Origin of the sequence: Modestobacter sp. VKM Ac-2983 (assembly GCF_026967885.1) — a bacterium.
Lineage (GTDB): Bacteria > Actinomycetota > Actinomycetes > Mycobacteriales > Geodermatophilaceae > Modestobacter.
Genome location: NZ_JAPVBK010000004.1, coordinates 116,820 through 140,299, shown reverse-complemented (window position 1 = coordinate 140,299; position 23,480 = coordinate 116,820). Strand labels below are relative to the sequence as shown.

Annotated in this window: 22 protein-coding genes and 1 tRNA gene; 12 read left to right on the top strand and 11 right to left on the bottom strand. The window is 74.8% G+C overall.

The window, feature by feature from the left end; all coding sequences use genetic code 11:
- Positions 1-7 precede the first annotated feature (7 nt).
- Positions 8-1,801 (bottom strand): EAL domain-containing protein, encoded by a 1,794-nt coding sequence (locus O2W18_RS17835; protein WP_269188774.1) that lies wholly within the window; start codon positions 1,799-1,801, stop codon positions 8-10.
- A 93-nt stretch (positions 1,802-1,894) separates the two neighbouring features.
- Between O2W18_RS17835 and O2W18_RS17830 the strand changes: the two genes are divergently transcribed.
- Entirely contained in the window at positions 1,895-3,013 is a 1,119-nt protein-coding gene (locus O2W18_RS17830; RefSeq protein ID WP_269188773.1) for a GAF domain-containing protein, read from the top strand.
- Between the two features lie 17 nt (positions 3,014-3,030).
- Here the strand turns inward: O2W18_RS17830 and O2W18_RS17825 are convergent, their stop codons facing one another.
- Positions 3,031-3,771 (bottom strand): GntR family transcriptional regulator, encoded by a 741-nt coding sequence (locus O2W18_RS17825; RefSeq protein WP_269188772.1) that lies wholly within the window; start codon positions 3,769-3,771, stop codon positions 3,031-3,033.
- An 85-nt stretch (positions 3,772-3,856) separates the two neighbouring features.
- On the opposite strand from O2W18_RS17825, the gene O2W18_RS17820 reads away from it, so the two are divergent.
- Entirely contained in the window at positions 3,857-4,885 is a 1,029-nt protein-coding gene (locus tag O2W18_RS17820; RefSeq protein ID WP_269157651.1) for an ATP-dependent 6-phosphofructokinase, read from the top strand.
- Here the strand turns inward: O2W18_RS17820 and O2W18_RS17815 are convergent.
- Both O2W18_RS17815 and O2W18_RS17810 read right to left on the bottom strand, forming a co-directional pair.
- Positions 4,882-6,216: a metallophosphoesterase gene (locus O2W18_RS17815; protein WP_269188771.1), complete on the bottom strand. Its 1,335-nt coding sequence runs from the start codon at positions 6,214-6,216 to the stop codon at positions 4,882-4,884. The two genes, O2W18_RS17820 and O2W18_RS17815, sit on opposite strands and share 4 nt — an antisense overlap.
- 37 nt (positions 6,217-6,253) lie before the next feature.
- Positions 6,254-7,825 (bottom strand): CYTH and CHAD domain-containing protein, encoded by a 1,572-nt coding sequence (locus O2W18_RS17810; protein WP_269188770.1) that lies wholly within the window; start codon positions 7,823-7,825, stop codon positions 6,254-6,256.
- A 130-nt stretch (positions 7,826-7,955) separates the two neighbouring features.
- Between O2W18_RS17810 and O2W18_RS17805 the strand changes: the two genes are divergently transcribed.
- Positions 7,956-8,930, top strand: coding sequence for an endonuclease/exonuclease/phosphatase family protein (locus tag O2W18_RS17805; RefSeq protein WP_269188769.1), 975 nt, complete (start codon positions 7,956-7,958; stop codon positions 8,928-8,930).
- Between the two features lie 167 nt (positions 8,931-9,097).
- Here the strand turns inward: O2W18_RS17805 and O2W18_RS17800 are convergent, their stop codons facing one another.
- The 3 genes from O2W18_RS17800 to O2W18_RS17790 are packed head-to-tail and all read right to left on the bottom strand — an operon-like array spanning position 9,098 to position 10,993.
- Positions 9,098-9,313, bottom strand: coding sequence for an RNA-binding S4 domain-containing protein (locus O2W18_RS17800; protein ID WP_269157655.1), 216 nt, complete (start codon positions 9,311-9,313; stop codon positions 9,098-9,100).
- A 19-nt stretch (positions 9,314-9,332) separates the two neighbouring features.
- A complete protein-coding gene (locus tag O2W18_RS17795; RefSeq protein ID WP_269188768.1) occupies positions 9,333-10,061 on the bottom strand; it encodes an MOSC domain-containing protein in 729 nt (242 codons plus the stop codon).
- A complete protein-coding gene (locus O2W18_RS17790; RefSeq protein WP_269188767.1) occupies positions 10,058-10,993 on the bottom strand; it encodes an aldose epimerase family protein in 936 nt (311 codons plus the stop codon). Before O2W18_RS17790 ends, O2W18_RS17795 begins: the two co-directional genes overlap by 4 nt.
- A 162-nt stretch (positions 10,994-11,155) precedes the next feature.
- Between O2W18_RS17790 and O2W18_RS17785 the strand changes: the two genes are divergently transcribed.
- Entirely contained in the window at positions 11,156-11,671 is a 516-nt protein-coding gene (locus O2W18_RS17785; RefSeq protein ID WP_269188766.1) for a DUF1707 SHOCT-like domain-containing protein, read from the top strand.
- Positions 11,672-12,101: 430 nt separating this feature from the next.
- Here O2W18_RS17785 and O2W18_RS17780 read toward each other — a convergent pair whose 3' ends face one another.
- The 3 genes from O2W18_RS17780 to O2W18_RS17770 are packed head-to-tail and all read right to left on the bottom strand — an operon-like array spanning position 12,102 to position 14,353.
- Positions 12,102-13,220 carry a copper resistance D family protein gene (locus O2W18_RS17780; RefSeq protein WP_269188765.1) on the bottom strand — a complete coding sequence of 373 codons (1,119 nt, stop codon included), beginning with the start codon at positions 13,218-13,220 and terminating at the stop codon, positions 12,102-12,104.
- The gene (locus O2W18_RS17775; RefSeq protein WP_269188764.1) at positions 13,213-13,911 is read right to left on the bottom strand and encodes a copper resistance CopC family protein; all 699 of its coding nucleotides are present in this window, start codon (positions 13,909-13,911) and stop codon (positions 13,213-13,215) included. The genes O2W18_RS17780 and O2W18_RS17775 overlap by 8 nt, the downstream gene beginning before the upstream one ends.
- A 46-nt stretch (positions 13,912-13,957) precedes the next feature.
- Positions 13,958-14,353: an ArsR/SmtB family transcription factor gene (locus O2W18_RS17770; protein WP_269188763.1), complete on the bottom strand. Its 396-nt coding sequence runs from the start codon at positions 14,351-14,353 to the stop codon at positions 13,958-13,960.
- A 95-nt stretch (positions 14,354-14,448) separates the two neighbouring features.
- Between O2W18_RS17770 and O2W18_RS17765 the strand changes: the two genes are divergently transcribed.
- Together O2W18_RS17765 and O2W18_RS17760 are read left to right on the top strand one after the other, a co-directional pair.
- Positions 14,449-15,093, top strand: coding sequence for a DsbA family protein (locus tag O2W18_RS17765; protein WP_269188762.1), 645 nt, complete (start codon positions 14,449-14,451; stop codon positions 15,091-15,093).
- The gene (locus tag O2W18_RS17760; RefSeq protein ID WP_269188761.1) at positions 15,086-15,727 is read left to right on the top strand and encodes a vitamin K epoxide reductase family protein; all 642 of its coding nucleotides are present in this window, start codon (positions 15,086-15,088) and stop codon (positions 15,725-15,727) included. Before O2W18_RS17765 ends, O2W18_RS17760 begins: the two co-directional genes overlap by 8 nt.
- A 157-nt stretch (positions 15,728-15,884) precedes the next feature.
- On the opposite strand, the gene O2W18_RS17755 is transcribed toward O2W18_RS17760, so the two are convergent.
- A tRNA-Leu gene (locus tag O2W18_RS17755) sits at positions 15,885-15,970 on the bottom strand.
- Between the two features lie 223 nt (positions 15,971-16,193).
- Here O2W18_RS17755 and O2W18_RS17750 point away from each other — a divergent pair.
- Genes O2W18_RS17750 through O2W18_RS17725 form a run of 6 tightly spaced genes read left to right on the top strand, consistent with a single transcriptional unit; the run spans position 16,194 to position 23,480 of the window.
- On the top strand, positions 16,194-16,991 hold the full coding sequence (locus O2W18_RS17750; RefSeq protein ID WP_269188760.1) for an FhaA domain-containing protein: 798 nt from the start codon (positions 16,194-16,196) through the stop codon (positions 16,989-16,991).
- Between the two features lie 34 nt (positions 16,992-17,025).
- Complete coding sequence (locus O2W18_RS17745) at positions 17,026-17,487, top strand: FHA domain-containing protein FhaB/FipA (RefSeq protein WP_269157662.1); 462 nt, start codon at positions 17,026-17,028, stop codon at positions 17,485-17,487.
- Positions 17,484-18,899: a PP2C family protein-serine/threonine phosphatase gene (locus O2W18_RS17740; RefSeq protein ID WP_269188759.1), complete on the top strand. Its 1,416-nt coding sequence runs from the start codon at positions 17,484-17,486 to the stop codon at positions 18,897-18,899. The genes O2W18_RS17745 and O2W18_RS17740 overlap by 4 nt, the downstream gene beginning before the upstream one ends.
- A complete protein-coding gene (locus O2W18_RS17735; protein ID WP_269188758.1) occupies positions 18,899-20,326 on the top strand; it encodes an FtsW/RodA/SpoVE family cell cycle protein in 1,428 nt (475 codons plus the stop codon). The genes O2W18_RS17740 and O2W18_RS17735 overlap by 1 nt, the downstream gene beginning before the upstream one ends.
- Positions 20,323-21,768: a peptidoglycan D,D-transpeptidase FtsI family protein gene (locus O2W18_RS17730; protein ID WP_269188757.1), complete on the top strand. Its 1,446-nt coding sequence runs from the start codon at positions 20,323-20,325 to the stop codon at positions 21,766-21,768. Before O2W18_RS17735 ends, O2W18_RS17730 begins: the two co-directional genes overlap by 4 nt.
- A complete protein-coding gene (locus tag O2W18_RS17725; RefSeq protein WP_269188756.1) occupies positions 21,768-23,480 on the top strand; it encodes a serine/threonine-protein kinase in 1,713 nt (570 codons plus the stop codon). The genes O2W18_RS17730 and O2W18_RS17725 overlap by 1 nt, the downstream gene beginning before the upstream one ends.

The window sequence follows — 23,480 nt, the reverse complement described above, 5'->3', positions numbered from 1 at the left end:
CGGGTCCTCACTCGGCGATCCGCGCCGCGTGGCTCCGCACCCGGTCCCGCTCGGTGAGGAGCGCGCGCTCGGTCTCCACCTGGTCGGTGACGTCCGCCTGGATGCCGATGTACTGGACGACGTCGCCGGACTCGTCGGTCACCGGGGTGAGCGTGCACTGGTTCCACCAGGTGCTGCCGTCGGCCCGCCGGTTGAGCAGCACCTCCCGGCACTCGGCACCGGCCGCGATCGCCGCACGGATGCGGCCCACCGCGGCGGCGTCGGTGTCCGGGTGCTGCAGGAAGCGGCAGTTGCGGCCCAGCAGCTCGGCGGCGGGCTGCCCGGCCAGCCGCTCGAACGCCGGGTTGACGTAGACCAGCGGCTGGTCGGGGAGCCGCAGGTCGACGACGGTGACGCCGGTGCCGACCGCGGCCAGCGCCCGGTGCAGGAGCGCCTCCCCCGGGTCGCCGGCCGGTCGGCCGGCCAGCGGCGGGACCACGCCGGCGGGCACCCCGCCGTCCGCCGCCGACGTGCGCTGCGCGGTGCTCGGCGCGACCCGGGACAGCAGCGCCTGGGCGGCCCGGACGACGGTGTCGCGCTCGTAGGTGAGCGCGAAGACGAAGCGGCGCTCCGGGTCCGGCCCGTCGTCCCCGAGGTCGCGGGCCAGCAGGGCGGCGCTGAAGTGCGGGCTGAGCACCACGATGTCCCACTCGCCGCGCACCGGGTCAGCGGGCGCCAGGTCCGCGCCGCGGAGGCCGGGCATCGGCTCCGCCGGCAGGTCCTCACCGAGGACGGCGACGAACCCGACCCGCTCGACCAGGTCCCGGTAGCGGAGCCGGGTGGCCGGCGTGAGGTGCCGCGCCTCCTGGAACGTCGCGACGACCACGCAGGTCTCCCCCAGGCGCATGGCCTGCCGCTCCAGCTGCTTGCTGAGCTCGATCAGCAGCGCCTTGGGCGCCTCCCGGACCGGTGCGCGCGCCGGCAGGCAGGCGAACGGGGAGACCAGCTCGCCCCGCGGGTCGGTGGGCTGGACGACGGGCAGCCGGAGCGTGCCGGGTCGCGCCCCGGGGGCGACCCCGGGCCCCGGGCGCCCGAACAGCCAGCCCTGCCCGAGGGTCGCGCCCAGTGCCCGGGCCATGGTCAGGTGCGTGCCGTTCTCGATGCCCTCGGCCAGCACGAGCGCCCCGGTCGACTCGGCGTAGGCGTTCACCGCGTTCATGATCTCGGCGATCGCCGGGCCCGGGCGCTCCTGCACCAGGCGCAGGTCGAGCTTGACGACGTCGGGGCGCAGCAGCGGCATGAAGGCCAGCGAGAGGGAGTCGGCGCCGACGTCGTCCAGGGCGATCGCCCAGCCGAACTCGCGCACCCGGGCGATGGTGCGCAGCAGTTCGGCAGGGCGGGCGGCCAGCGCACGCTCGGTGATCTCCAGGACCACCCGCAGGTCCGCGGGCACCGGCTCGCCGGCGTCGAAGAGCGCGGCCACCGGGGTGTCGTCCAGCACCTCGGGCTCGACGTTGACGAAGACGGTCGAGGGGGCCAGCAGCCCGTGCGTCACCGCGCCGCGCAGGGCGGCGGCCCGGCAGGCCTGGTCGAGCTCGCTGAGGCAGCCCTCGGCGCGCGCGGCGGCGAACAGTGCGTCCGGTGCCCACCACGGCCCCTCCGGGCCACGGGCGAGCGCCTCGTAGGCGACCACCCGACCGCTGTCCAGCTCGACGATCGGCTGGAAGACGCTGGTCACCGCCCGGTCCGCGATCACCGCCCGGACACCGTTCGTCCGCTGCTCCCGGAACTGCTCCACGTCGTCCCCCTCGGAGCCGGGCACCGACCCCTGGAGTCTGACAGCATCGTCGTGCTCCCGAGGGGTGAGCACCCCGGTGGGCGTCGCCGGGCAGGCCGCAGACGAACAGGGGGCACGGTGACCGCTGCGTACGAACTGCCGACCTGGTCCGTCCTGCCGGCCCGTGCCGACGCCGCCTTCGACCGGCTCGCCCGATCGGTCGCCGAGGAGCTGCGCGCCCCCCGGGCACTGGTCGTCCTGGTCTCCAAGGCCGGGCAGGTCTTCCCCGGGGCCTTCGGGCTGCCCGAGCCGTGGGCCAGCCGCCGCTCGATGCCGTTGAGCCACTCGATCAGCAAGTGGGTGGCCACCAGCGGCAGCCCGCTGGCGTTGCGCGACGCCCGGGAGCACCCCGAGTTCGCCACCGGCCCCTCGGTCCAGGAGCTCGACGCCGTCGCCTACGCCGGTACGCCGTTGTGGGGTGTGCACGGGCAGCCCGTCGGCGTGCTGTGCGCCATCGACACCCGCCCCCGGGACTGGACCGGCGACGAGCTCGCCACGCTGCACCGGATGGCCGACGAGAGCTCACGGCAGCTCCGGTTCCGGGCGATCGAGCTGGCCGAGCAGGAGGCGCACGCGGTCGCCGTCCGGGACGACAGCGCCGCGCAGAGCGCCGCGGAGGCGGCGCGGGCCGCGTTCGTGCTGGCCGAGGCGGACGCCGACCGCGCCCGTGTGGTCGCCCGGCTCAGCACCGCCCTGCTGTCGGCGGAGACGCTCCCCGACCTGCTGCACACGGTGGACCGGCTGGTCCGGTCCCCGCTGGGCGCCACCACCGTGCTGCTCGGCGTGGCCGAGGTCGGGTTCCCGGAACTGCAGGTCTGGTCGGCGACGGCCGGCTCGCGGAGCGGTCCCGTCGCGCGCCTCGGGGTGGACGACGCCCACCCGCTGGCGGCGGCGATGCGCGAACGGCAGCTCGTGGCGGTCCCCACCCCGGGGGAGGTCCGAGCCCTGCCGGGGCTGCGGGAGCTGCCCGGTGCGGGTCCGGTCCTCGCCGTCCACCTGCCGCTCGGTCAGCACCACTCCGATGCCGCACTGCTGGTCAGCTGGCGGCAGCCCCGGCAGCTGGACGCGCCGGTGCGGGCCGTCGTCACCGACCTGGCCCGGCCGGTCGGCCACGCCCTGGACCGGGTGCTGTTGCGCGAGCAGCGACTGCGGCTGGCGGAGCTGCCGCTCGGGCCGTCCGGGCCCGACCGACGCTGATCCTGGGCCCGCCGGGCTCAGCGACCGCCGACGGAGACCTCGAACTCGACCTGGCTGACGTCGGGGCGCAGCCGGCTGAACGAGTGCACCAGCGGGTGACCCGACGTGTCCCGGACGGTGGTGCGCACGACGAGCAGCGGGGAGCCGGCGGTCACCTGCAGCACGTCGGCCTCGTCGGCGGCCGCCGTCCCGACGTCGACGACGAGCCGGGCGTGCGCCAGGTCGGCGGAGTACTCCCGGCGCAGGAACTCGTAGAGCGAGCCGTGGCTGAAGTCCTCGGTGGCCGCCTTGGGGTAGCGGGCGGCGGGCAGGAAGCTGCGGACGACGTGGTTGGGCAGCCCGTCGACGCTGCGCAGCCGGACCAGTTCGACGACGTCGTCGGCGGTGGCCACCGCCAGCTCGACGGCGATCGGCGGGGCGGCCGGGACGACCCGCTGGGTCAGCACCGAGGTGCCCACCTGGGCGCCCTGCTCGGTCATCACCGAGTGGAAGCCGGCGATCCGGTGCACGAAGCTCTCGCGGTACTCGTGCCGGATCCCCGGCCGGCTGACGAACGTGCCCCGGCCCTGCTCGCGGATCAGGTGCCCGTCGGCGACCAGCCCGTCGACCGCCCGGCGCAGCGTGATCCGGCTGACGCCGTACTCGGCGCACAGCACCGGCTCGGGAGGGAGGAGGGTGTGCTCAGGCAGCGCGGAGGCGCGTCGCCGCAACGCCTCGCGCACGGCGAGGTACTTGGGCCCCGCCTCCGAACTCGCCACGCCCAGAAAGGTACTGCACCATGAGACGTCTATACGTCATGACGTACGGTTCACCCGCCCGACCCCCTCGTCCGGAGGAGAGCACGTGCGCATCGGAGTCCTGACCGGCGGCGGAGACTGCCCCGGTCTCAACGCCGTCCTACGAGCGGTGGTCCGCACCGCGGAGAAGCAGTACGGCAGCGACGTCGTGGGCTTCCGCAACGGCTGGCGCGGCCTGCTCGACGACGACGCGATGCCGCTGGACCGGCCCATGGTCCACAACCTGCTGACCCGCGGCGGCACGATCCTCGGCTCGGCCCGGGTGGCGCCGGAGAAGCTGCACGCCGGGCTGGGCCGGATGCGCGAGGTGCTCGACGCCCACGGGGTCGACGTGCTGGTGCCCATCGGCGGCGAGGGCACGCTCACCGCCGCGGCGTGGCTCTCCTCGGAGGGCGTGCCGGTGGTCGGCGTCCCGAAGACGATCGACAACGACATCGACGGCACCGACCTCACCTTCGGCTTCGACACCGCGGTCAGCATCGCCACCGAGATGATCGACCGGCTGCACACGACCGCCGAGTCCCACCAGCGCGTGCTGCTGGTCGAGGTGATGGGCCGGCACGCCGGCTGGATCGCGCTGAACTCCGGGATGGCCGCGGGCGCGCACCTGGTGATCACCCCCGAGCAGCCCTTCGACATCGAGGAGGTCTGCGAGATGGTCACCGCCCGGTTCGAGCGGGGCCACCGGCACGTCATCGGGGTGATCAGCGAGGGGGCCACGCCCAAGCCCGGCACGATGCCGCTGCGCGACGGCGGGCTCGACGAGTTCGGCCACCGGCGGTTCACCGGGGTCGCCCAGCAGCTGGGCGAGGAGCTGGAACGGCGCACCGGCAAGGAGGTGCGGACGACGGTGCTCGGCCACGTGCAGCGCGGCGGCACCCCGACCTCGTTCGACCGGGTGCTGGCCACCCGTTTCGGGCTGCACGCCACGATCGCCGCCCACGAGGGGCACGTCGGGCAGATGGTCGCGTTGCAGGGCACCGAGATCGGGCTGGTCCCGCTGGCCGACGCCGTGGCGCGGCTGAAGACCGTGCCCCCGTCCCGGCTGGGCGAGACCACCGCCTTCACCGGCTAGCGGCGCGGCGGGGTCGGCTCGCCGGGCTGCAGCTCGATCACCGTGACCTCCGGGCGGGCGCCCACCCGCATCGGCGGCCCCCAGTAGCCGGCCCCCGACGTGACGTACAGCTGGGTGTCCCCCTGCTGCGACCAGCCCTCGACCACCGGCTGGTCCAACAGGACGGCGTAGTCGAAGGGCCACAGCTGACCGCCGTGGGTGTGCCCGGACAGCTGCAGGTCCACCCCCGCGGCCCGCGCCTGCTCCACCTGCACCGGCTGGTGCGCCATCAGGACCACGGGGACGGCGTCGTCCCGGCCGTCCAGGGCGGCGTCCAGGTCGGCACCGTGCCCGGGCAGCCCGGAGGCGGCTGCCGTCCGGTCGTCGATGCCGGCGAGGTCCAGCGTGGCGCCGCCGCGGCCGATCGAGACCCGCTCGTTGCGGAGCACGTCGACCCCGAGCGTGGACAGGTGCCGCAGCCACTCCCCGGTGTCGACGAAGTACTCGTGGTTGCCGGTCACGAAGTACACGCCCTGGTCGCTGACCAGGTCGGCCAGCGGGGCTGCGTCCTCGCGCAGCTCGCTCACCTCGCCGTCGACCAGGTCACCGACGATCGCCACCACGTCGGGGCGCTGGGCGTTGACGGTCTCCACGAGCCGCTCGAAGCGCCGCCCGCCGTAGGTGGTGGACAGGTGCCCGTCGGAGAAGGTGACGATCCGCAGCCCGGCCAGCGCCGGGTCCAGCCGCGGGATCCGGATCGGCACCCGGCGGACGACCGGGGTCGTGTTGGCCAGGACGACGCCGGTGCCCGCCGTCCCGATCGCGACCGCACCCGCCCCGACGGCCAGCGTGCGGGCCAGGAACAGCCGGCGGGAGGGATCGACGACACCGCGGTCCGCGCGGACCGCACCGCCCTCCGGTGCCGGGCCCGGAGCGGGAGGAGCCACGTCGGTCCGGCGTGCCCCGTCCGGCACCAGCACCGTGCTCGGTTCGGACTCGACGTCACCCGGCTCCCGCACGGACACGGGATCCGGCCGGCGACGATGCTGCACCAGCCGGGCGACCAGGCGGATCGGCTCGGTCGCCAGCGTGGCGAGGAACAGGTAGAACGCCAGGCCCAGCCAGGTGAAGCCGACCCAGTCGAGCACCGAGCCACCGACCGGCAGCCGGCCGCGCAGCAGCACGACCAGCACCGGCAGCACGGCGAGCACCACCAGGAGCACCGTGAGCCGGCGCCGGACGGGCCCCGGCCGGGTGGTGCTGCGCACCAGCCGCCACCAGAGGTAGCCGTGCAGCAGGGACACGGCGAGCAGCACGGTCAGGCCGAAGCCGAGCAGGCCGATCAGGGACACCGGCGCGCTCCTGGAGGTCGAGGTGGTGCCCCCGACGCTACGTCGACCGGCTCTTCAGCACCGAGCGCAACTCCGGCCAGCGCAGCCAGAACTCCCGCTCCGCCTGCTCGCACCGCGCCTCCTCCAGGGCGTGCAGGCGGCCCCAGGTGAAGGTGTTCTCCCCGGCCGCGAACGCCGCCCGGCCGAGCTGCAGGCACAGCGGGCGGGTGATGAAGGTGTCCTGGCGGTCGCCGAGCACCTCCTGGACGCCCTTCAGCGCCGACACCAGCTCGACCACCGGTGCGCCCAGCACCGGCACCGCCGCCTCGGCGGTGTACCGCAGCCGCTTGGCGGCCTTGCGCACCTCGTGCAGGGCCTCGGCGTCGTCGCTGTCCTGGGCCGCCTCGACGCTGCGCCGCAACCGGCGGCCGGTGCGCGCGACGACCTCGCGGAGCACCTCCTCCGCCGGCCGGGCGGCGGCCTCGGTGAGCGGTGGCCCCTCGACCAGGGCATCGAGGTCGTCGCGCAGCTGCAGGTAGGCGGGCGCGTTCAGCGCCTTGCGCGCCTGCGCGTCACCGGCTTGCTCGTCCCGGACCGCCTCCTGCTGCAGCCGGGCGACCACCGGGCCCAGGACCAGCTCGGGCGGCTCGGCGTCGACCAGGTCGCGCAGGTGGGCGACCGCCACCTCGCCGTCCCGGCTGGGGGACAGCGCCGACCCGACCTGGGCGAGCTCCTCGCGCAGCGGGTCCGTCTGCGTGCGGTCGAGCACCGGACGGAAGGCGGCCAGCGTGCTGCGCAGCCGGCGGCAGGCCACGCGTACCTGGTGGACGCCGTCGGGCTGCCCGGTGCGGACCATCAGGTCGGCGTCCTGGAGGGCCCGGACCTGCGCGGCCAGCGCGGCGCGGACGACCTCGCCGGCCGGCGTGCCCGGCGCGTGCCGCTGCTTCTTCTTCTTGCCCTTCTTGGTCTTCCCGGCCCGTGCCGGGGCCGGGGGCGCTGCGGCGTCGGCGTCGGCCAGCCGGTGGGCGAGCACGCGGGTCAGCTTGGCCGGGGACGAGGCCGGCTGGGCCCCCGCGGCCAGGAGGAGCCCGGCGACGTCGGCGAGCAGTTGCTCGTCGCCGTCGACCAGCTCCACCTCCACCTCCCGCCACGTGGTGACGACGGCGGCCTCGCCGGGAGCGGCCGGCAGCGCGGTGCCGGTGACGTGGTCGTCGGCGACCTCGGCGAGAACCCGCCCGTCATCGGCGACGAGCTCGCTGACCACCCGGCGGGTGCGGAGGGACGCCACCTGGGCCGCGGGGGCGCGGCGGACGATGCCCAGCACCGGCTCCAGCACCGCCTTGGGCGGCGTCTTGGTCGCCCGGCCGAGGGGCGAGTGCAGTTCCCGGCGAGCGCCGGCGGCGGCCGGGAGCTTCACGTGCCAGCCGGCGTCCGGGCCGCCGGTGCGGCGCCGCATCGTCACCCGCGCGCGGGCCAGCCGGAGGTCAGCGGTGTCGTAGTAGGCGGCCTCCAGCGCGTGCTCGACCGGCGCCCGGACCTCGACCACGCCGGGTGCACCGCCGAGGTCGGGCAGCTCGAACGCCTCGTCGACGTCGAACTTCCGCTCGATCTCCACATGCTCGACCGCCACCAGCGCCACTCCTCCTCCGCCGGGGCCACCCTCTGCTGGGCACCCCGCTGTGAGCCCACCGTCCTACCCCACGCAGGTGGACGGCGCACCCGCTGATGATCATCCCACCGCGGTCGGCACCATGGACGCCGTGTCCCGCCGACCCTGCACCCGCCGCCGCTGGACCGCCACTGCGTTCGCCGTCCCGTGGGCCGCGGCGGCCGCGCTCCGGTCCACCGGCACCGAGCGGGGCTTCCCGCTGGTGCCCGCGCTGGCCTTCACGCCGTACATCGCGGCCACCAGCGTGCTCCCGCTGGCCGCGGCGGTGGTGTCCCGGTCGCGCGGTGCCGCCGTGCTGGCGGCTGCCTCGGCGGCGGTGCTGACGGCCGCCGTGCGCCGCCCGACCGCGCCCGCCAGCCCTGTGCCGCCGCCGCGGGGGCCGCGGCTGCGCGTCGTCTCGGCCAACATGCTGCACGGCCGGGCCGACCCGGACGCCCTGGTGGCCCTCGCGGCCGACCGGGACGCCGACGTGCTGGCGCTGATGGAGGTCACCCCCGAGGCGGTGTCCGCTCTGCTGGCTGCCGGGGTCGCCGACCTGCTGCCCGCCGGTCACGTGGTGCCCGCCGGGGAGGGCCAGCCCGCCGGCGCCGGCGGGGCGCTGTGGACCCGGCTGGAGATCCGGGGGCGCACGGTGGTGCCGGGGCGGTTCGGGCAGCCGGCGGCCCTGCTGACCGTGCCCGGTGCGCCCGACGTGGAGCTGACCGCGGTGCACACCCACCCGCCGACCAACTCACCCGCCCAGGTGGCCAGCTGGGTCGAGGACCTCCGACTGCTGCCCGACCCGGAGCCGGGCGTGCTGCGGGTGCTGGCCGGCGACTTCAACGCCACGCCGGACCACGCCGCCTTCCGGCGCTTGCTGGGCCGGGGCTGGGTGGACGCTGCAGCGGCGACCGGCCACGCCCGGCGGGCCACCTGGTGGCCGATGCGGGTGCCGCACCCGCGGCTCACCCTGGACCACGTCCTGGTCGACCCGCGGATCGCGGTGGAGGGCCTGGAGGTGGTGCACGTGCCGGGGACGGACCACCGGGCACTCGTCGCCGACCTGCGGCTCCCGGCGGCCGGCTGAGCGACGGGAGTCCCGGGCGGCGGGTTCCGCGGCACCGCCGCCCGGGCAGTGCATCTCATGCCCGCAGCCCGGAGGCGTGCACGCGAGTTGTGTGACATCTGCGTTAACTCGTCCCGGTGCCCGCGCGGGGTGACGCCACGCGCACGGTCACGTACGGGATCGGCGCGTCAGCCGATGCGCACGTCGTCCTGCCCGGCCACCGAGACGACGTCCCCGCGGTGCAGCTGGCGGCCGCGGCGTTCCTCCGGCTCGCCGTTGACCTGGACCTCCCCGGCGAGCAGCACGTCCTTCACCTGGGCGCCGGTGGGGACGGCGTCGACCAGCTTCAGCAGCTGACCCAGCCGGATGGTGTCCTCGCCGGAGCGGAGTTCGATGGTGCGCACGACCCTGATCCTCCCCGCCTCACGCCGGGGCCAGCACATCGCCCACCGAGACCTCGCCGGGGCGGGCCACCAGCGCCCCGACCGCGAGGGCACCCCCGCGGTCGCGGTGGATCGTCTTCAGCACGGCGGTGTCCCGTCCGATGCCGCCGGACTGCGGCCGGGTGGTCATCACGCAGCGGGGCACCCGGCGGACGACGTCCAGCTCGGCGGCGCCCACCCGGACCCGCCGACCCACCAGCGCGTCCTCCCCGTCCCCGGCCAGCACCAGGTTGGCCCGGAAGCGGCGACGGTCCCAGCCGCCCAGGGTGCCGGCGGACACCAGCGTCACCCGGGCGTCGGCGTTGTCGTGGAAGGCGCCGTCGGCCCCGGAGAACGGGTTCCACCGGCCGGTGTCCTCGTCGTCGACGTCGGCCGGGTTCTCGTACCGCCGGGCACCGGCCACCGCCGCCGCTGGGCGCAGGCCGACCCGGCGCCCGGCCCAGTCGGAGAGGACGTCGTCCTCGGCGGTCACCGTGCCGTCGGGCAGCACCACCTCGGCGCCGCCGTCGACGCGCAGCCGGCCGGCCGCGAACAGCAGCTCGGGCACCCGGCGGGCGGTCAGCCCGAACCCCGTGGTGAGGTCGAACAGCGCCCAGCCGCGGTCACCGGCGAGGCCCTCCGGGCCGATCTCCACCCCGGCCAGCCGCTCGCCCTGCAGCGACTTCACCGGGAACCGCCAGACCTCGGTGACCCGGAGGCCACCGCTCACGCCGGGGTCCAGCCCACGGTCCAGGTGCCCGACCAGGTCTCCCCCGGCGCGAGGACGAGCACGTCCACTCCGTCGGCCAGCGCGTTCGCCGGGCAGGTCATCGGCTCCACGGCCACGCTGCGCCGCCGCTGATCTGCGGGCAGGGTGTCGCCGGTGTAGACCTGCAGCCAGGTCCAGGCCGGGTCGACGGCCACCTCGAGCGCACCGGCGGGCCCACGGAGCCGGGTCCGCGCCCAGCCGTCGTCGTCCCGGACCAGGTCGGTCACAGCGGTGTCGATCGCCTGGTCACCGATCCGACCGACCGCGCCGTCGTAGGGCCGCCGCTCCCCGGTGGGCAGGCCGCCCTCGAGCACCAGGGCGGTGCGGGCCGGCACGGTCAGCTCGGCCGCGGCCACGTCACCCGGGGCCGGCGCCCCGACCGAGAAGTAGGGGTGCATGCCCGCCCCGAACGGCGCGTCCTCGTCCCCGGCGTTGCGCACCCGCACGGTCACGGTGAGCCGGTCGGCCGTGAGGGTGTGATCGACCGCGGCGGCCAGCCGGAAGGGGTACCCGGTGCGCGGCTCGATCGTCGTCCCGACCGTGACGGCGTCCGCCCGCTGGGCCAGCACCTGCCAGGGCTGGGCGGTGACCAGCCCGTGCACCGCGTTCGGGGTGGACGGGCTGACCACGTCGAGCTGGAGCTCGCGGCCGCGCCAGGACCAGCGCCCGCCGCGGAGCCGGTTGGGCCAGGGCAGCAGGACACCACCACGTCGGCCGGCCGGGACGGTGCCCGACGCGTAGCCGTCCAGCACGTGCCAGTCGCCGACCACCAGCTCGCGCAGGGCGCCGCCGCGCAGGTCCACGGACAGCCGGGCGGGACCGGCGGCCACCTCGACGTCCCGCGGTTCGGTGGCCGGCCAGGGGCGGTCGGTGGGCGAGGGGTCGAGCGACATGCGTTCCTCCCGGGAGTCGGTTCCCGGACAGCTCACCACAGCCGCGGTGCCCCCGGTTCCACGTGGAACCACCGGCACCGGTTCGAGTCGTGACAGACGTCAGTGGCCTCGGCAGGCCGCGCGGCGACAGACTGGACGGGCACCGACCACGAGGAGCCCCCGATGCCCGAGCCCCACCTGCGTGCCGCCGATGCCGACCGGGCCGCGGTCGCCGAGGTCCTCGGCCACCACATGTCCGCCGGCCGGCTCACCGTCGCGGAGTACGACGACCGGCTGGCCCGGGCCTACGCGGCCCGCACCTACGGCGAGCTCGCCGAGCTGACCACGGACCTGCCCGCCGCCGAGCCGGCCGGGAGCCGGACCGCCGAGACCCCGGCCGTCGCCGGTCCACCGGCCGGTCCGGCCGGCGGCGGCCCCTGGGCGGTCCACGGCTGGTACGGGAGCTTCGGCTCCTGGGCCGGCGGGTCGAGCATGCGGGCGGCGTGGGCGAGCTGGCTGAGCACCGCGGTCATCGTGCTGGGCATCTGGCTGATCACGTCGATGGCCTCCGACGACTCGATCCACTTCTGGCCGATGTGGGTGATCGGGCCGTGGGGGCTCGTCCTGCTCGCCCAGACGATCGGCGGACATCGCGGCGGAGACCGGGAGCGGCAGCTCCCGCACGGCGCCAGGGACTGAGCTGCGCCGCCGAGCTGTACGGCTCCACTGCCACCCGGTGGCCCGCCGGGGGCACCGCGGGCAGACGGAGCCGTCTCCCTGGGTGTGGGCCGGGGGGTCGGTGGGGCGACGGCCAGCGGATGCGCGCAGCAGCCGTCCGTGTACTCGCCCGAGCCGGCCAGGCCGTCCGGGACGCCCTCGCCGGCCACACTGCCCGGTGCACCGACCGTGCGCTGGGCCCGCGGCTGCTGCGGCGTCCCGGGAGTCGGCGGCTGACCGGCGATGCGGAGCCGGCCGCGCGGACGCCGTCGGCGATGACCAGCACGTCGGCCAGCTCGGCGGTGACGACGACCGTGCCCAGCCCGAGGACGCCGAAGGCGGCCAGCGGGATGAGGACGACCAGGATCGCGCCCGACAGCAGCAGGCTCGCCACACCGCTGGGCGAGCTGCCTCACTCACGCTCGAACACACCAACGGTGCCGGGCGGCGGGGTCGGGAGCACACCGCTCGCTCCCTCCACAGCCCGCTCGGCGGGCTGGGGCACCGGCGGCGGAGCGGTCCGGGAGAGGCCGACCCCGACCCCGATCGTCGCGGCGAGGAGCAGCACCTCGACGGCGGCCAGCCGGAAGAACGCCCCTGGCCGACCGGCGCCGAGCGCCGACAGGGTGCGACGTCGGTGCCACCAGCCGATCGTGACGACGGCCAGGAGCGCGGCGGTCTTCACCAGCAGCACGATCCCGTAACTGGTGTTGACCAACTGACCGGGCGCCGACAGGCGGGTGAACGAGGTGACGACGCCGCTGCCGGCCACGAGCAGGGCCAGCGGTGCGGCCAGGCGGCTGAACCGGCCGACGGCCGCGGTGCGCGTCGGCCCGGTGAGCCTGGCGGCCAGCAGCAGTGCCAGCAGCCCCCCGGCCCAGCCGACCACGCCGAGGACGTGCAGAGCGAGACCGGCGACGGCGAGGTCGTGGTCGGCCTCGTCCGCGGAGTGGCTGGTGAACGCCGGGGGCACCGTCGCGGCCAACGCGATGACGAGGAGCACCCGGGCCCCGGTCGGAGTCAGCACGGTGCGCGCGCTGGACGCGACCACCGCAGCCAGGGCTGCGACGACCAGCAGCACCCGCCCCTGCTCGATGTCGACGACGAAGCTGTAGACGGCCCGCAGGGAGACCACCTCGACGCCGGTGCCGAGGAAGTCGGCCAGCAGCAGGGGCAACGACACCAGCGCGGCCAGCGCCCACACGGCCGCGCTCCAGGTGGTCATGCGCAGCCAGCGGTAGCCGGCCGTGCTGATCGTCGGTCCGCCGGGCACGAGGACCGCGGCGCCGAGCAGGCAGCCGACGGTCACGACCGCGGCCGCGTCGTTGAGCAGTTGCAGCGCGGGCACCAGCCAGGTCACCTCGGCGCTGGGGACGGGGATCCCCGGCAGCGGCACGGGGTCGATCGCGCCGGCCGCCCACAGCGTCAGCGCGCAGGTGACGGCGGCGACCAGCCCGGCACCCACGACCAGCAGTGAGCGTCGCCCGGTCGCCGTCTGCCTCTCCGGGGTGCCGGCTCGGGGCTCACCCACCGTCGGCCCTGCGTCGCCGCACGAGCGCCACCGAACCGGCAGCGAGGACCGCCGCGGCGACCAGCGTCAGCCACCACCAGCCTCCGCCCTGCTCGTCCGTCGTCGGTGCTCCGGCGGCCGTCTCGGTACGAGGAGCCGCAGTGCCCGGTGCGGTGGATCCGGCCGGCCCGGTGCCCGGAGCCGCCCCGGTGCCGCTGCTGGCGCCGGCTCCAGCGCGGGCGACGGTGAACGTGAACTGCCCGGAGACCGGGTGGCTGTCGTCGCCGACCACGCGGTAGGCGACGACGTGGGGCCCGTCGGCGTCGATGCTCACCGGCTGGGTGACACCTGGACCGTCGAAGGTCGCAGCCCCGGTCGTCACCGGCGCGCCGTCCGGCCCGGTCACCGCCACCTGGCTGAACTGCGGTCGCACCTCCTCGGTGAAGGTCAGCGCGATCGCCTCGGGCGCCTGGTCCAGCACCTCCCCGTCGGCCGGGGTGGAGCTCTGCAGGCCGGTGTGGGCCGCCGCTGGACCACCGTCCGCGAGCAGGAGGCCGGTCACGGCCGCGGTGACGACCAGGGCCCGCAGGTACCAGCGCGCCACCGGTCCGCTCAGGCCCGCGCTGTCGGACGAGCGGAGCAGTACGAGTTGGGGTGGCACGGGGATCTCCGGGCGGGCGGGCGCTGCGGGAGTCGAGCGCGGTGTGGTCATCGGGCGTCCCGGGGCGGCTCCGCGCGGCGTGCGTGGAGCCGGACGGTCACGCCGGCTCCGGCATCTCGAGGGACGCCGGAGCGACTGTGGTCTGCGACGTCGCGGTGCCGGTGAGGGCGGCCAGCAGGCGGCGACCGGAGTCGGTGAGCCGGTACATGACGAGCTTGCCGTTGCGGCGGGAGGTCGCCAGGGCGGCCGAGCGCAGGACCCGGACGTGGTGGCTCACCAGGTTCTGGGACAGCTCGGTGATCCAGGCGAGGTCGCAGACGCAGAGCTCCTCACCGAGCCGCAGCGCCGCCGCGATGCGCAGTCGCGTGGGATCGCCCAGCGCCTTCGCCTGGGCGGCCTGGGCAGCGGCCCGCTCGCCGTCGGCCAGCTGGGCCCGGACGGCCTCGGCGTGCGGCACGTCCAGGCACAGCAGGTCGCACGCGTCGCTGCTCATCGCGCCACTCCAGGTCCTCGGGGTCTCGAGTAAACACCTCAACAGGCGTTGGTACGTTGCCACCACATCGCCGGACGAGGCAAGCGGGAGCCCGCGTGAGCACCAACCTGAAGATCATCGCGGCCCTCGTGGCCGGTTTCGGCCTGGTGATCGCCGTCTTCCTCGCCTTCGGCCGGTCGGGATCCGAGCCCTCCGCCGACGGCGGCGCCCTGCCCGTGGTGCGCGAGGACAGCCACCGGCTGGGCGAACCCGGCGAGGGCGGGGTGACGCTGGTGGAGTTCTTGGACTTCGAGTGCGAAGCCTGCGCCGCGGCGTATCCGTTCGTCGAGCAACTGCGCGAGGACCACGCCGGCCAGGTCACCTTCGTGGCCCGCTACATGCCGCTGCCCGGCCACCCCAACGCCGAGAACGCCGCCGTCGCCGTCGAGGCCGCTGCGCAGCAGGGCGCCTTCGAGGCGATGTACCAGCGGATGTACGAGACCCAGCCGCAGTGGAGTCACCAGCAGGAGTCGCAGGCCGCCGTGTTCCGCGGCTTCGCCGAGGGACTGGGCCTGGACATGGCCACCTACGACGCGGCCGTGGCGGACCCGGCGACCCTGGAGCGTGTGCTCAGCGACCGTGACGACGGCCTGGCGCTGGGCGTGCAGGGCACGCCGACGTTCTTCCTCGACGGCGAACTGGTCGAGGTGGAGACCGCCGAGGAGTTCGTCGAGCTCATCGAGGCCGCGCTCGATGGCTGAGCGCCAGGTCCTCGCCGCCCCGCGTCAGGCCGCCGCCGAGCCGGCTCCGGCCGGCCGTGGCCTGGCGGTGTGGCTGCTGGTGGGCGGCTCGGTCGGCCTGCTCGCCGCGTTCGTCCTGGCGGTGGAGAAGTACGCCGTGCTGGCGAACCCGGACCACGTGCCCTCCTGCAGCATCAACCCGGTGCTCAGTTGCGGCTCGATCATGGCCAGCCGGCAGGCGGAGGCGTTCGGCTTCCCCAACCCGCTGCTCGGCATCGCCGGCTTCGCCGTCGTGGCCGCCACCGGCGCGGCGCTGCTGGCCGGCGCCCGGTTGGCCGGCTGGTTCTGGGCCGGGTTGCAGGTCGGGGTCACCGCTGCGGTGCTGTTCGTGCACTGGTTGGTCTTCGCCAGCCTCTACCGCATCGGGGCGCTGTGCCCGTACTGCACGGTCGTCTGGGCGGTCACCATCCCGCTGTTCACCGCGGTCACGTTGCGCAACTCCACGGCGTGGGCTCCGCACCTGCCGGCCGGCGTCAACGCGGCCGTGGCCGCGCTGCGGGCTCGGCACAGCGTGCTGCTCACCGCATGGTTCCTGGTCATCGCCGCCGCGATCACGCAGCGCTTCTGGCTGTACTGGACCACCCTCGTCGGCTGACCCCGACCCGCCGCGTCCTGCTGATCCGACGCCGGACCGCGGCGCCGCATCAGCGGCCACGGACGAAGAAGACCGGCAGCCCCGCCCTGGGGCGGCACTACCGGTCTCTGTCTCGAGCGCGATCTCTGTCTCGAGCGCCTGGGGAGTTCCCAGGTACTGGTGGGCAAGGGGGGACTTGAACCCCCACGTCCTCTCGGACACACGGACCTGAACCGTGCGCGTCTGCCATTCCGCCACTTGCCCTGGCGAGGAAGGACAGTAGCAGCCCCCTGGAGGTGGCCCTCACCTGCCCCCGTTCGGCACGGCGCGGCCCCACAGCGGGCGGTGCGCTGGTAGAACGGTGTGCCGACGCGGCACGGACGACATCGTCCGGGGCGTCCTGCGCTGCGCGACGTCCCGGCGACCCTCCCCCGGTTACGATCAGCGCTCAGGCAGTGGGAGGTCGACCGAGCGCAAGGGAGCGACTGTGGGTGTGCTGCAGCGCTTCGAGCGACGCCTCGAGGGCATGGTCGGGCTGGCCTTCGCCCGGGTGTTCAAGGGGAAGGTCCACCCCGCCGAGATCGCCCACGCCCTGCAACGCGAGGCCGACGAGCAACGCTCGGTGCTGAGCGGTGACCGGGTCCTCGCCCCGAACGTCTACGTCGTGATGCTGGGCCCCACCGACCACGAGAACCTCGTCGAGTGGTCCGAGCAGCTGGCCGCCGAGCTCGCCGACATGGTCGCCGAGCACATCGAGCGCGAGGGCTACCAGACCTTCGGCGACATCGAGGTCCGGCTGGAGCTCGACGAGGAGCTGCGCACCGGGGTCTTCGAGGTCGCCTCGCACGTCACCGGCGGCGCCCCGAGCCGCTCCGCCGCCGCCCCGCCGCCACCGTCGCCCGGCCTGCCCCCGCTCCCGCGGCTCCCCGGCGCCGCCATGGGGGCCACCGACACCGGCGCCCAGCCGCCCTCGGTCGTGGGCCGGGCCGGCCAGCGGGTCAGTCACGTCCTGGTCGTCGACGGCCCCGGCACCAAGCACGTGCTCGAGCAGGGCAGCAACGTGCTCGGCCGCGGCACCGAGGCCGACGTCCGGTTGCCCGACACCGGGGTGAGCCGCAAGCACGCCGACGTCCAGCTGGCCGGCAGCGCGGTCGTCGTCGAAGACCTGGGCTCCACCAACGGCACCCTGGTCAACGGCCGCCGGGTCAGCCGGCAGGAGCTCGCCGACGGCGACGTCCTCCGCATCGGCCACTCGGTGCTGGTGTACCGGCAGGACGGCGCGTGAGGCGGCTGAGCGCGGGCCCTGGCGGGGCCGAGCAGTGACCGCGGAGATCGTGCTGCAGGCCTTCCGCTTCGGCTTCCTGCTCCTGCTCTGGCTGTTCGTCTTCGCCGCCTTCCGGGTGGTCCGCGCCGACCTGTTCGGCGGCCGGGCCGGCCGGGTGGCCTCGGTGCCGCCCCGCGCCGCGGCCGCCCGCAAGCGCGGTGGCCGCGGTCCCCGCCACCTCGTCGTCACCGCCGGCCCGCTGTCGGGCACCCGGATCACCTTGGGGGAACAAGCCATCCTGATCGGCCGCGCCGATGACTCGACGCTGGTGCTCACCGACGACTTCGCCTCCTCCCGGCACGCGCGGCTGACCAACCGCGGCGGCCAGTGGTACGTCGAGGACCTCGGTTCCACCAACGGCACCTACCTCGACCAGCAGCGCGTGCAGGGTCCGCTGCTGGTCGCCCCCGGCCAGCCGATCCGGATCGGGCAGACCGTCCTGGAGCTGCGTTCATGAGCTTGGTCCTCCGCTATGCGGCGCGTTCCGATCGCGGCCTGATCCGCGGCACCAACCAGGACTCCGTCTACGCGGGGCCCCGGTTGCTGGCCGTCGCGGACGGCATGGGCGGGCACGCGGCGGGCGACGTCGCCAGCAAGGTCGTCATCGCCGCGCTCGAGCACCTCGACGAGGACGCCCCCTCCGGCGACCTGCTCCAGGCGCTGCGGCACGCGGTCTTCGAGGGCAGCGAGCACCTGCGCGAGGTCATCCGGGAGTCCCCGCAGCTCGAGGGCATGGGGACGACGCTCACCGCCGTCCTGTTCGCCGGTGGCCGGCTGGGGCTGTGCCACGTCGGCGACTCCCGCGCCTACCTGATGCGCGACGGCGAGCTCCACCAGATCACCCACGACGACACCTTCGTGCAGACGCTGATCGACGACGGCCGGATCACCGAGGAGGAGGCCAACAGCCACCCGCAGCGCTCCCTGCTGCTGCGCGCCCTCAACGGCCAGGACGTCGAGCCGGACCTGTCGATGCGCGAGGCCCGCGCCGGCGACCGCTACATGCTCTGCTCCGACGGCCTGTCCGGCGTGGTCAGCCACGAGACCCTCGCCGCCGCGATGCGCGAGCCGGACGCGCAGGCGACCGCCGACCGGCTGATCGAGCTCGCCCTGCGCAGCGGGGGCCCGGACAACATCACCTGCATCGTCGCCGATGTCGTGGAGGACGACGGCCGCGGCGTGCTGGTCGAGCCGGTCGTCGACGGCGCCGCCGGCGACCACGTGGGCCAGCGGGAGGTCGACCCCCGGTCGGCCGCCGGTCGCGCCGCGCTCGCCGACCCGCAGGCGGCTGGGCAGGCCACCGCGCTGACCACCAGCTCCCCACCGCCGCGCCGTCGCCGGCCGTTGCGCACCGCCCTGTTCGCCCTCGCCGCCGTCGTGGTGCTGGGCGCCGCGACGATCGGCGCGTACCTGTTCGTGATGGCCCACTGGTTCGTCGGGGTCGCCGAGACCGCCGAGGGTGACCGGGTCGGGGTCTTCCGCGGGCTCAACGCCTCCGTCGTCGGGCTGGACCTCTACCGCCTGGACGAGGCGACGGCGCTGGCCGCCACCGACCTCACCCCGGCCGCCCGCAACCGGGTGGTCGACGGGATCCCCGCCGATGACCCGGACGACGCCGAGCGGATCCTCTCCAACCTCCGCGGCCAGCAGCTGCCGCTGTGCCGCACGACGCCCGCGGTGACCGCCAGCACCCCGTCCGCCACCCCGACGCCGGCGGCGGAGCCCACCCCCGCCACCGTCCCGGGCCAGCCGGACGCCGCCGCAGCCACGACGACCGTCCCCGGCACCGCCGAGCCGACGCGCTCAGCCGCCGCCCCCGGGCTGACGCGTTCCGGTGAGCCCGGAGTGGACTGCCGGGAGGTCGACTAGTGGCTGCGCCGGTCAACGGCCCCGGCACCGACCCACGCGCTGCCCTCGCCCCCGGCACGGCCGTCCCCACCCGGCGGGGCACCGAACTGCTCCTGCTCGGCTTCGCGGTGCTCATCACGCTGGCCGCGCACCTGATCATCGACATCACCGTCACCGGGTCCCCGGGCACCGAGCTGGTCACCTTCGGCGTCTGGTTCTCCGCTCTGTGGGCCATCGCCCACGTCGTCGTCCGGCGGTTCGCGCCCTACGCCGACCCGCTGCTGCTCCCCTGCGTCGCGGTGCTGTCCGGGCTGGGCCTGTCGATGATCCACCGGCTGGACATCGCCGGTGAACAGGTCGGCGGCACCGGCGCCGCCAGCGTGGACGCCCCGGTCCAGCTGGTGTGGGCCACGGTCGGGCTGGTGCTCTTCGTCGCCGTCCTGGTCATCGTGCGCGACCACCGGGCGCTCTCCCGCTTCGCCTACACCCTCGCCCTCATCGGGCTGGTCCTGCTGGCGCTCCCCGCGGTGCTGCCGAACTCCGAGATCAACGGCGCCAAGCTGTGGATCCGGTTCGGTGGCTTCTCCATCCAGCCCGGCGAGTTCGCCAAGATCTGCCTGATCGTGTTCTTCGCCGCCTACCTGGTCGACAAGCGCGACGTCCTGGCACTGGCCAGCCGCCGGGTGCTGCGCCTGGAGCTGCCGCGTGGCCGCGACCTCGGGCCGGTGCTGCTGGCCTGGGTCGCCTCGATCCTGGTGCTGGTCTTCGAGCGCGACCTGGGCAGTTCGCTGCTGCTGTTCGGCATCTTCGTGGTGATGCTCTACGTGGCCACCGAACGGGCCAGCTGGCTGGTCATCGGCCTGCTGCTGTTCGCCGGCGGGGCGTTCGTCGCCTACCAGCTCTTCGGTCACGTCCGCGTGCGGGTCGACACCTGGCTGGACCCGTTCGCCTACGCCGACACCGGCGGCTACCAGGTGGTCCAGTCGTTGTTCAGCCTGGGGACCGGCGGTCTGTTCGGCGCCGGGCTCGGTGGCGGGCGGCCGGACCAGGTGCCGGTGGCCAAGAGCGACTTCATCGCCGCCGCCATCGGTGAGGAGCTCGGACTCTTCGGCCTGGTCGCGATGATCGTGATCTACCTGGTGCTGGTCGAGCGCGGGCTGCGCACCTCCCTGGTGGTCCGGGACGGCTTCGGCAAGCTGCTGGCCGCCGGGCTGGCCTTCTCCCTCGCCTGGCAGGTGTTCGTCGTCCTGGGCGGGGTCACCGGTCTGCTCCCGCTGACCGGGCTGACCACGCCGTTCCTCGCCTACGGCGGGTCCTCGCTGGTCGCCAACTTCGGCCTGGTCGCGCTGCTCGTGCGGATCAGCGACGCCGCCCGCCGACCGGCCGGCGCCGCCGTGGCCACGCCGCCGAAGCTGACCGATGCACCGACCGAGGTGGTGCAACCGTGAACGCCCCGCTGCGCAAGGTCGCGATCAGCGTGCTGGTGCTGTTCACGCTGCTGATCGTCAACGTGAACGTGATCCAGGTCTTCCGCGCCGACGAGCTGCGGGCCGACCCGCGCAACACCCGGGTGCTCGTCGAGCAGTACGACGAGCAGCGCGGCTCGATCATCGTCGACGGGAACGAGATCGCGTTGTCCGAGGCGACCGACGGCCCGCTCACCTACCTGCGTCGCTACCCGCAGGGCCCCCTCTACGCACCGGTGACCGGCTACAACTCGCTCATCTTCGGCAACCGGGGGCTCGAGGAGGCCGTCGACGAGGTGCTCTCCGGCGACGACGCGCGGCTGGCGCTCAGTTTCCGCCGGCTCACCGAGTTGTTCACCGGGCAGGACCTCTCGGGTGGCAGCGTGGAGCTCACGCTGGACCCGGCGGTCCAGGCGGCAGCGATGTCGGCCCTGGAGGGGCGGACCGGCGCCGTCGTCGCCCTGGACCCGCAGACCGGTGCCGTCCTGGGGCTGGCCAGCACCCCGACCTACGACCCGAACCTGCTCTCCAGCCACGACCCCAGCGCCATCCGGACGTACGCCGAGGAGCTGGAGGCCCAGGAGACCGACCCGCGGACCAACGTGGCCATCTCCGAGCGCTACCCGGCCGGGTCGATCTTCAAGGTGGTCGTCGCCGCCGCGGCGCTGGCCAGCGGCGACTACACGTCGGAGACGGTGATCCCGGCGCCGCAGGACTACATCCTGCCGGGGACCTCCACCGACCTGCAGAACTTCGGCGACCAGCCCTGCAGCCCGACCGGTGAGCAGCCGTTGATCGAGGCGCTCACGATCTCCTGCAACACCGCCTTCGCCCAGCTCGGCATCGACCTGGGCGAGGACTCCGTCCGGGAGATGGCCGAGGCGCTCGGCATCGACGGCACGGGCTTCGAGATCCCGCTGCCGGTGGAAGACAGCACGATCGGCGACATCGAGAGCGACGCCGCGCTGGGCCAGACCTCGATCGGCCAGCGCGACGTCGCCCTGACCCCGATGCAGGCCGCCATGATCGCCGCCGCGGTGGCCAACGACGGCGTGCTGATGAACCCGTACCTGGTCGAGTCGGTCCAGGCCCCCGACCTGACGGTCATCGACCAGACCGAGCCCGAGACGTTCTCCGAGCCCTTCTCCGCCGACGTCGCCGAGCAGCTGACCCAGATGATGACCAACGTCGTCGACGAGGGCACCGGCCGGCGCGCGCAGATCAGCGGCATCGAGGTGGCCGGCAAGACCGGCACGGCGGAGAACGCCGGCCCCGACCACAACTGGTTCATCGGCTTCGCCCCCGCCGAGGACCCGAGCATCGCCGTGGCGGTCTTCATCCGCAACGGCGGCGGCACCGGCGGGGACATCTCCGCACCGATCGCGCGCGAGGTCATCGAGGCACACCTGCAGGGCGGCGGCTGATGGCGGTCCGCGTGGGCAGCATGCTGGCCGGCCGCTACGAGATCACCGCCCCGATCGCCACCGGCGGGATGGGGGAGGTCTGGCAGGCCCGCGACCGCACGCTCGGCCGGATCATCGCGGTCAAGGTGCTGCGCAGCGAGTACACCGGCGACTCGAGCTTCCTCATCCGGTTCCGCAACGAGGCACGGCACACCGCCGCCCTCTCGCACCCGAACATCGCCTCGGTCTACGACTACGGCGAGACCACCGAGGACGGCCAGCGCCTGGCCTACCTGGTCATGGAGTTCGTCGAGGGCAAGCCACTGGTGACCGTCCTTGCCGAGCGTGGGCGGCTCACCGCCGAGCAGACCCTCGACGTCCTCGGGCAGGCCGGTGACGGCCTCTCCGCCGCACACGCGGCCGGGATGGTGCACCGGGACATCAAGCCCGGGAACCTGCTCGTGCGCCCGGACGGCGTAGTGAAGCTGACCGACTTCGGCATCGCCTACGCCCGCGACGCCGCCCCCCTCACCCGCACCGGCATGGTGGTCGGCACCGCGCAGTACCTCTCCCCCGAGCAGGCCCAGGGGCACGTGGTGACCGCTGCCTCCGACGTCTACTCCCTCGGCGTGCTCGGGTACGAGTGCATCGCCGGGGTGCGCCCGTTCGACGGCGAGTCGCAGGTCGCGATCGCGCTGGCGCAGATCAACCGTCCCCCGCCCCCGATGCCCGCAGACGTGCCGTGGCAGGTCCGGGCCCTGATCGACCGGTGCCTGGCCAAGGACCCCGCAGCCCGCTTCCCCGACGGGGCGGCGTTCGCCGACGCGGTGCGACGGGTGGCGGCCGGCGGCACCGTGCCGGCCGCCACCGCCATGACCCAGGTGGTCGGGGACGACGGCACGGCGACCACGATGCTCCCGGCGACCGGCCCCGGCACCGCCCTCGGCCCCACGACCGCGCCCCGGACCATGCCCCCGCTGCACGGCCCCCCGGTCGACGGTGACGGAGCGAGCACCTGGACCGGCGGGGAGGCCGACCCGCAGGACGTCCGGCGCACCCGGCTGCTGTGGGCGGCCGCCGCACTGGCCCTCGTGGGGCTGGTCGCGGCTGGGCTGTTCCTGATCCAGTTGGGGTCCGACGAGCCGGACGGCTCAGCCGCGTCACCGGGCACCAGCTCCGTCTCGACCTCCGCGTCGCCGACCAGCAACCCCTCCGGGACCTTCGCGTTCGACGTGACCGACTACGTCGGTGACGACGCCGACACCGTCGTCGACGAGCTCGAGGAGCTGGGTTTCGAGGTGCGGCAGCGGGAGGCGACCGCCACCGAGCTGGCGGCGGCCGACGTGGCCCTGGCGGCGAACGCCGTCGTGACCGCCAACCCGGCGCGCGCGACACTGACGCCCGGGGCGACGGTCACGCTGGCCGTGGCCGCCGAGGCCTACGACCCCGAGGCCGACCAGGACGGCGACGGGGGCGACGCACCGGCGCCGGCGGCACCCACCCCCGACAGCGAGGACGACGAGGACGACGGGCTCACCACCCCGACGACCGCCACGGTCACCGCCACGGTCACCCGGAGCAGCCAGCCGACCACGAGCAACACGAGCACGTCGGCTGCCCCGACGTCGACGTCCCCGACCTCCTCGGCCCCTCCGACGTCGACGTCCCCGACCTCCTCGGCCGCCCAGGAGGACGGCGCGTTGGGGCAGACCAACACCGCGGACCTCCCATGA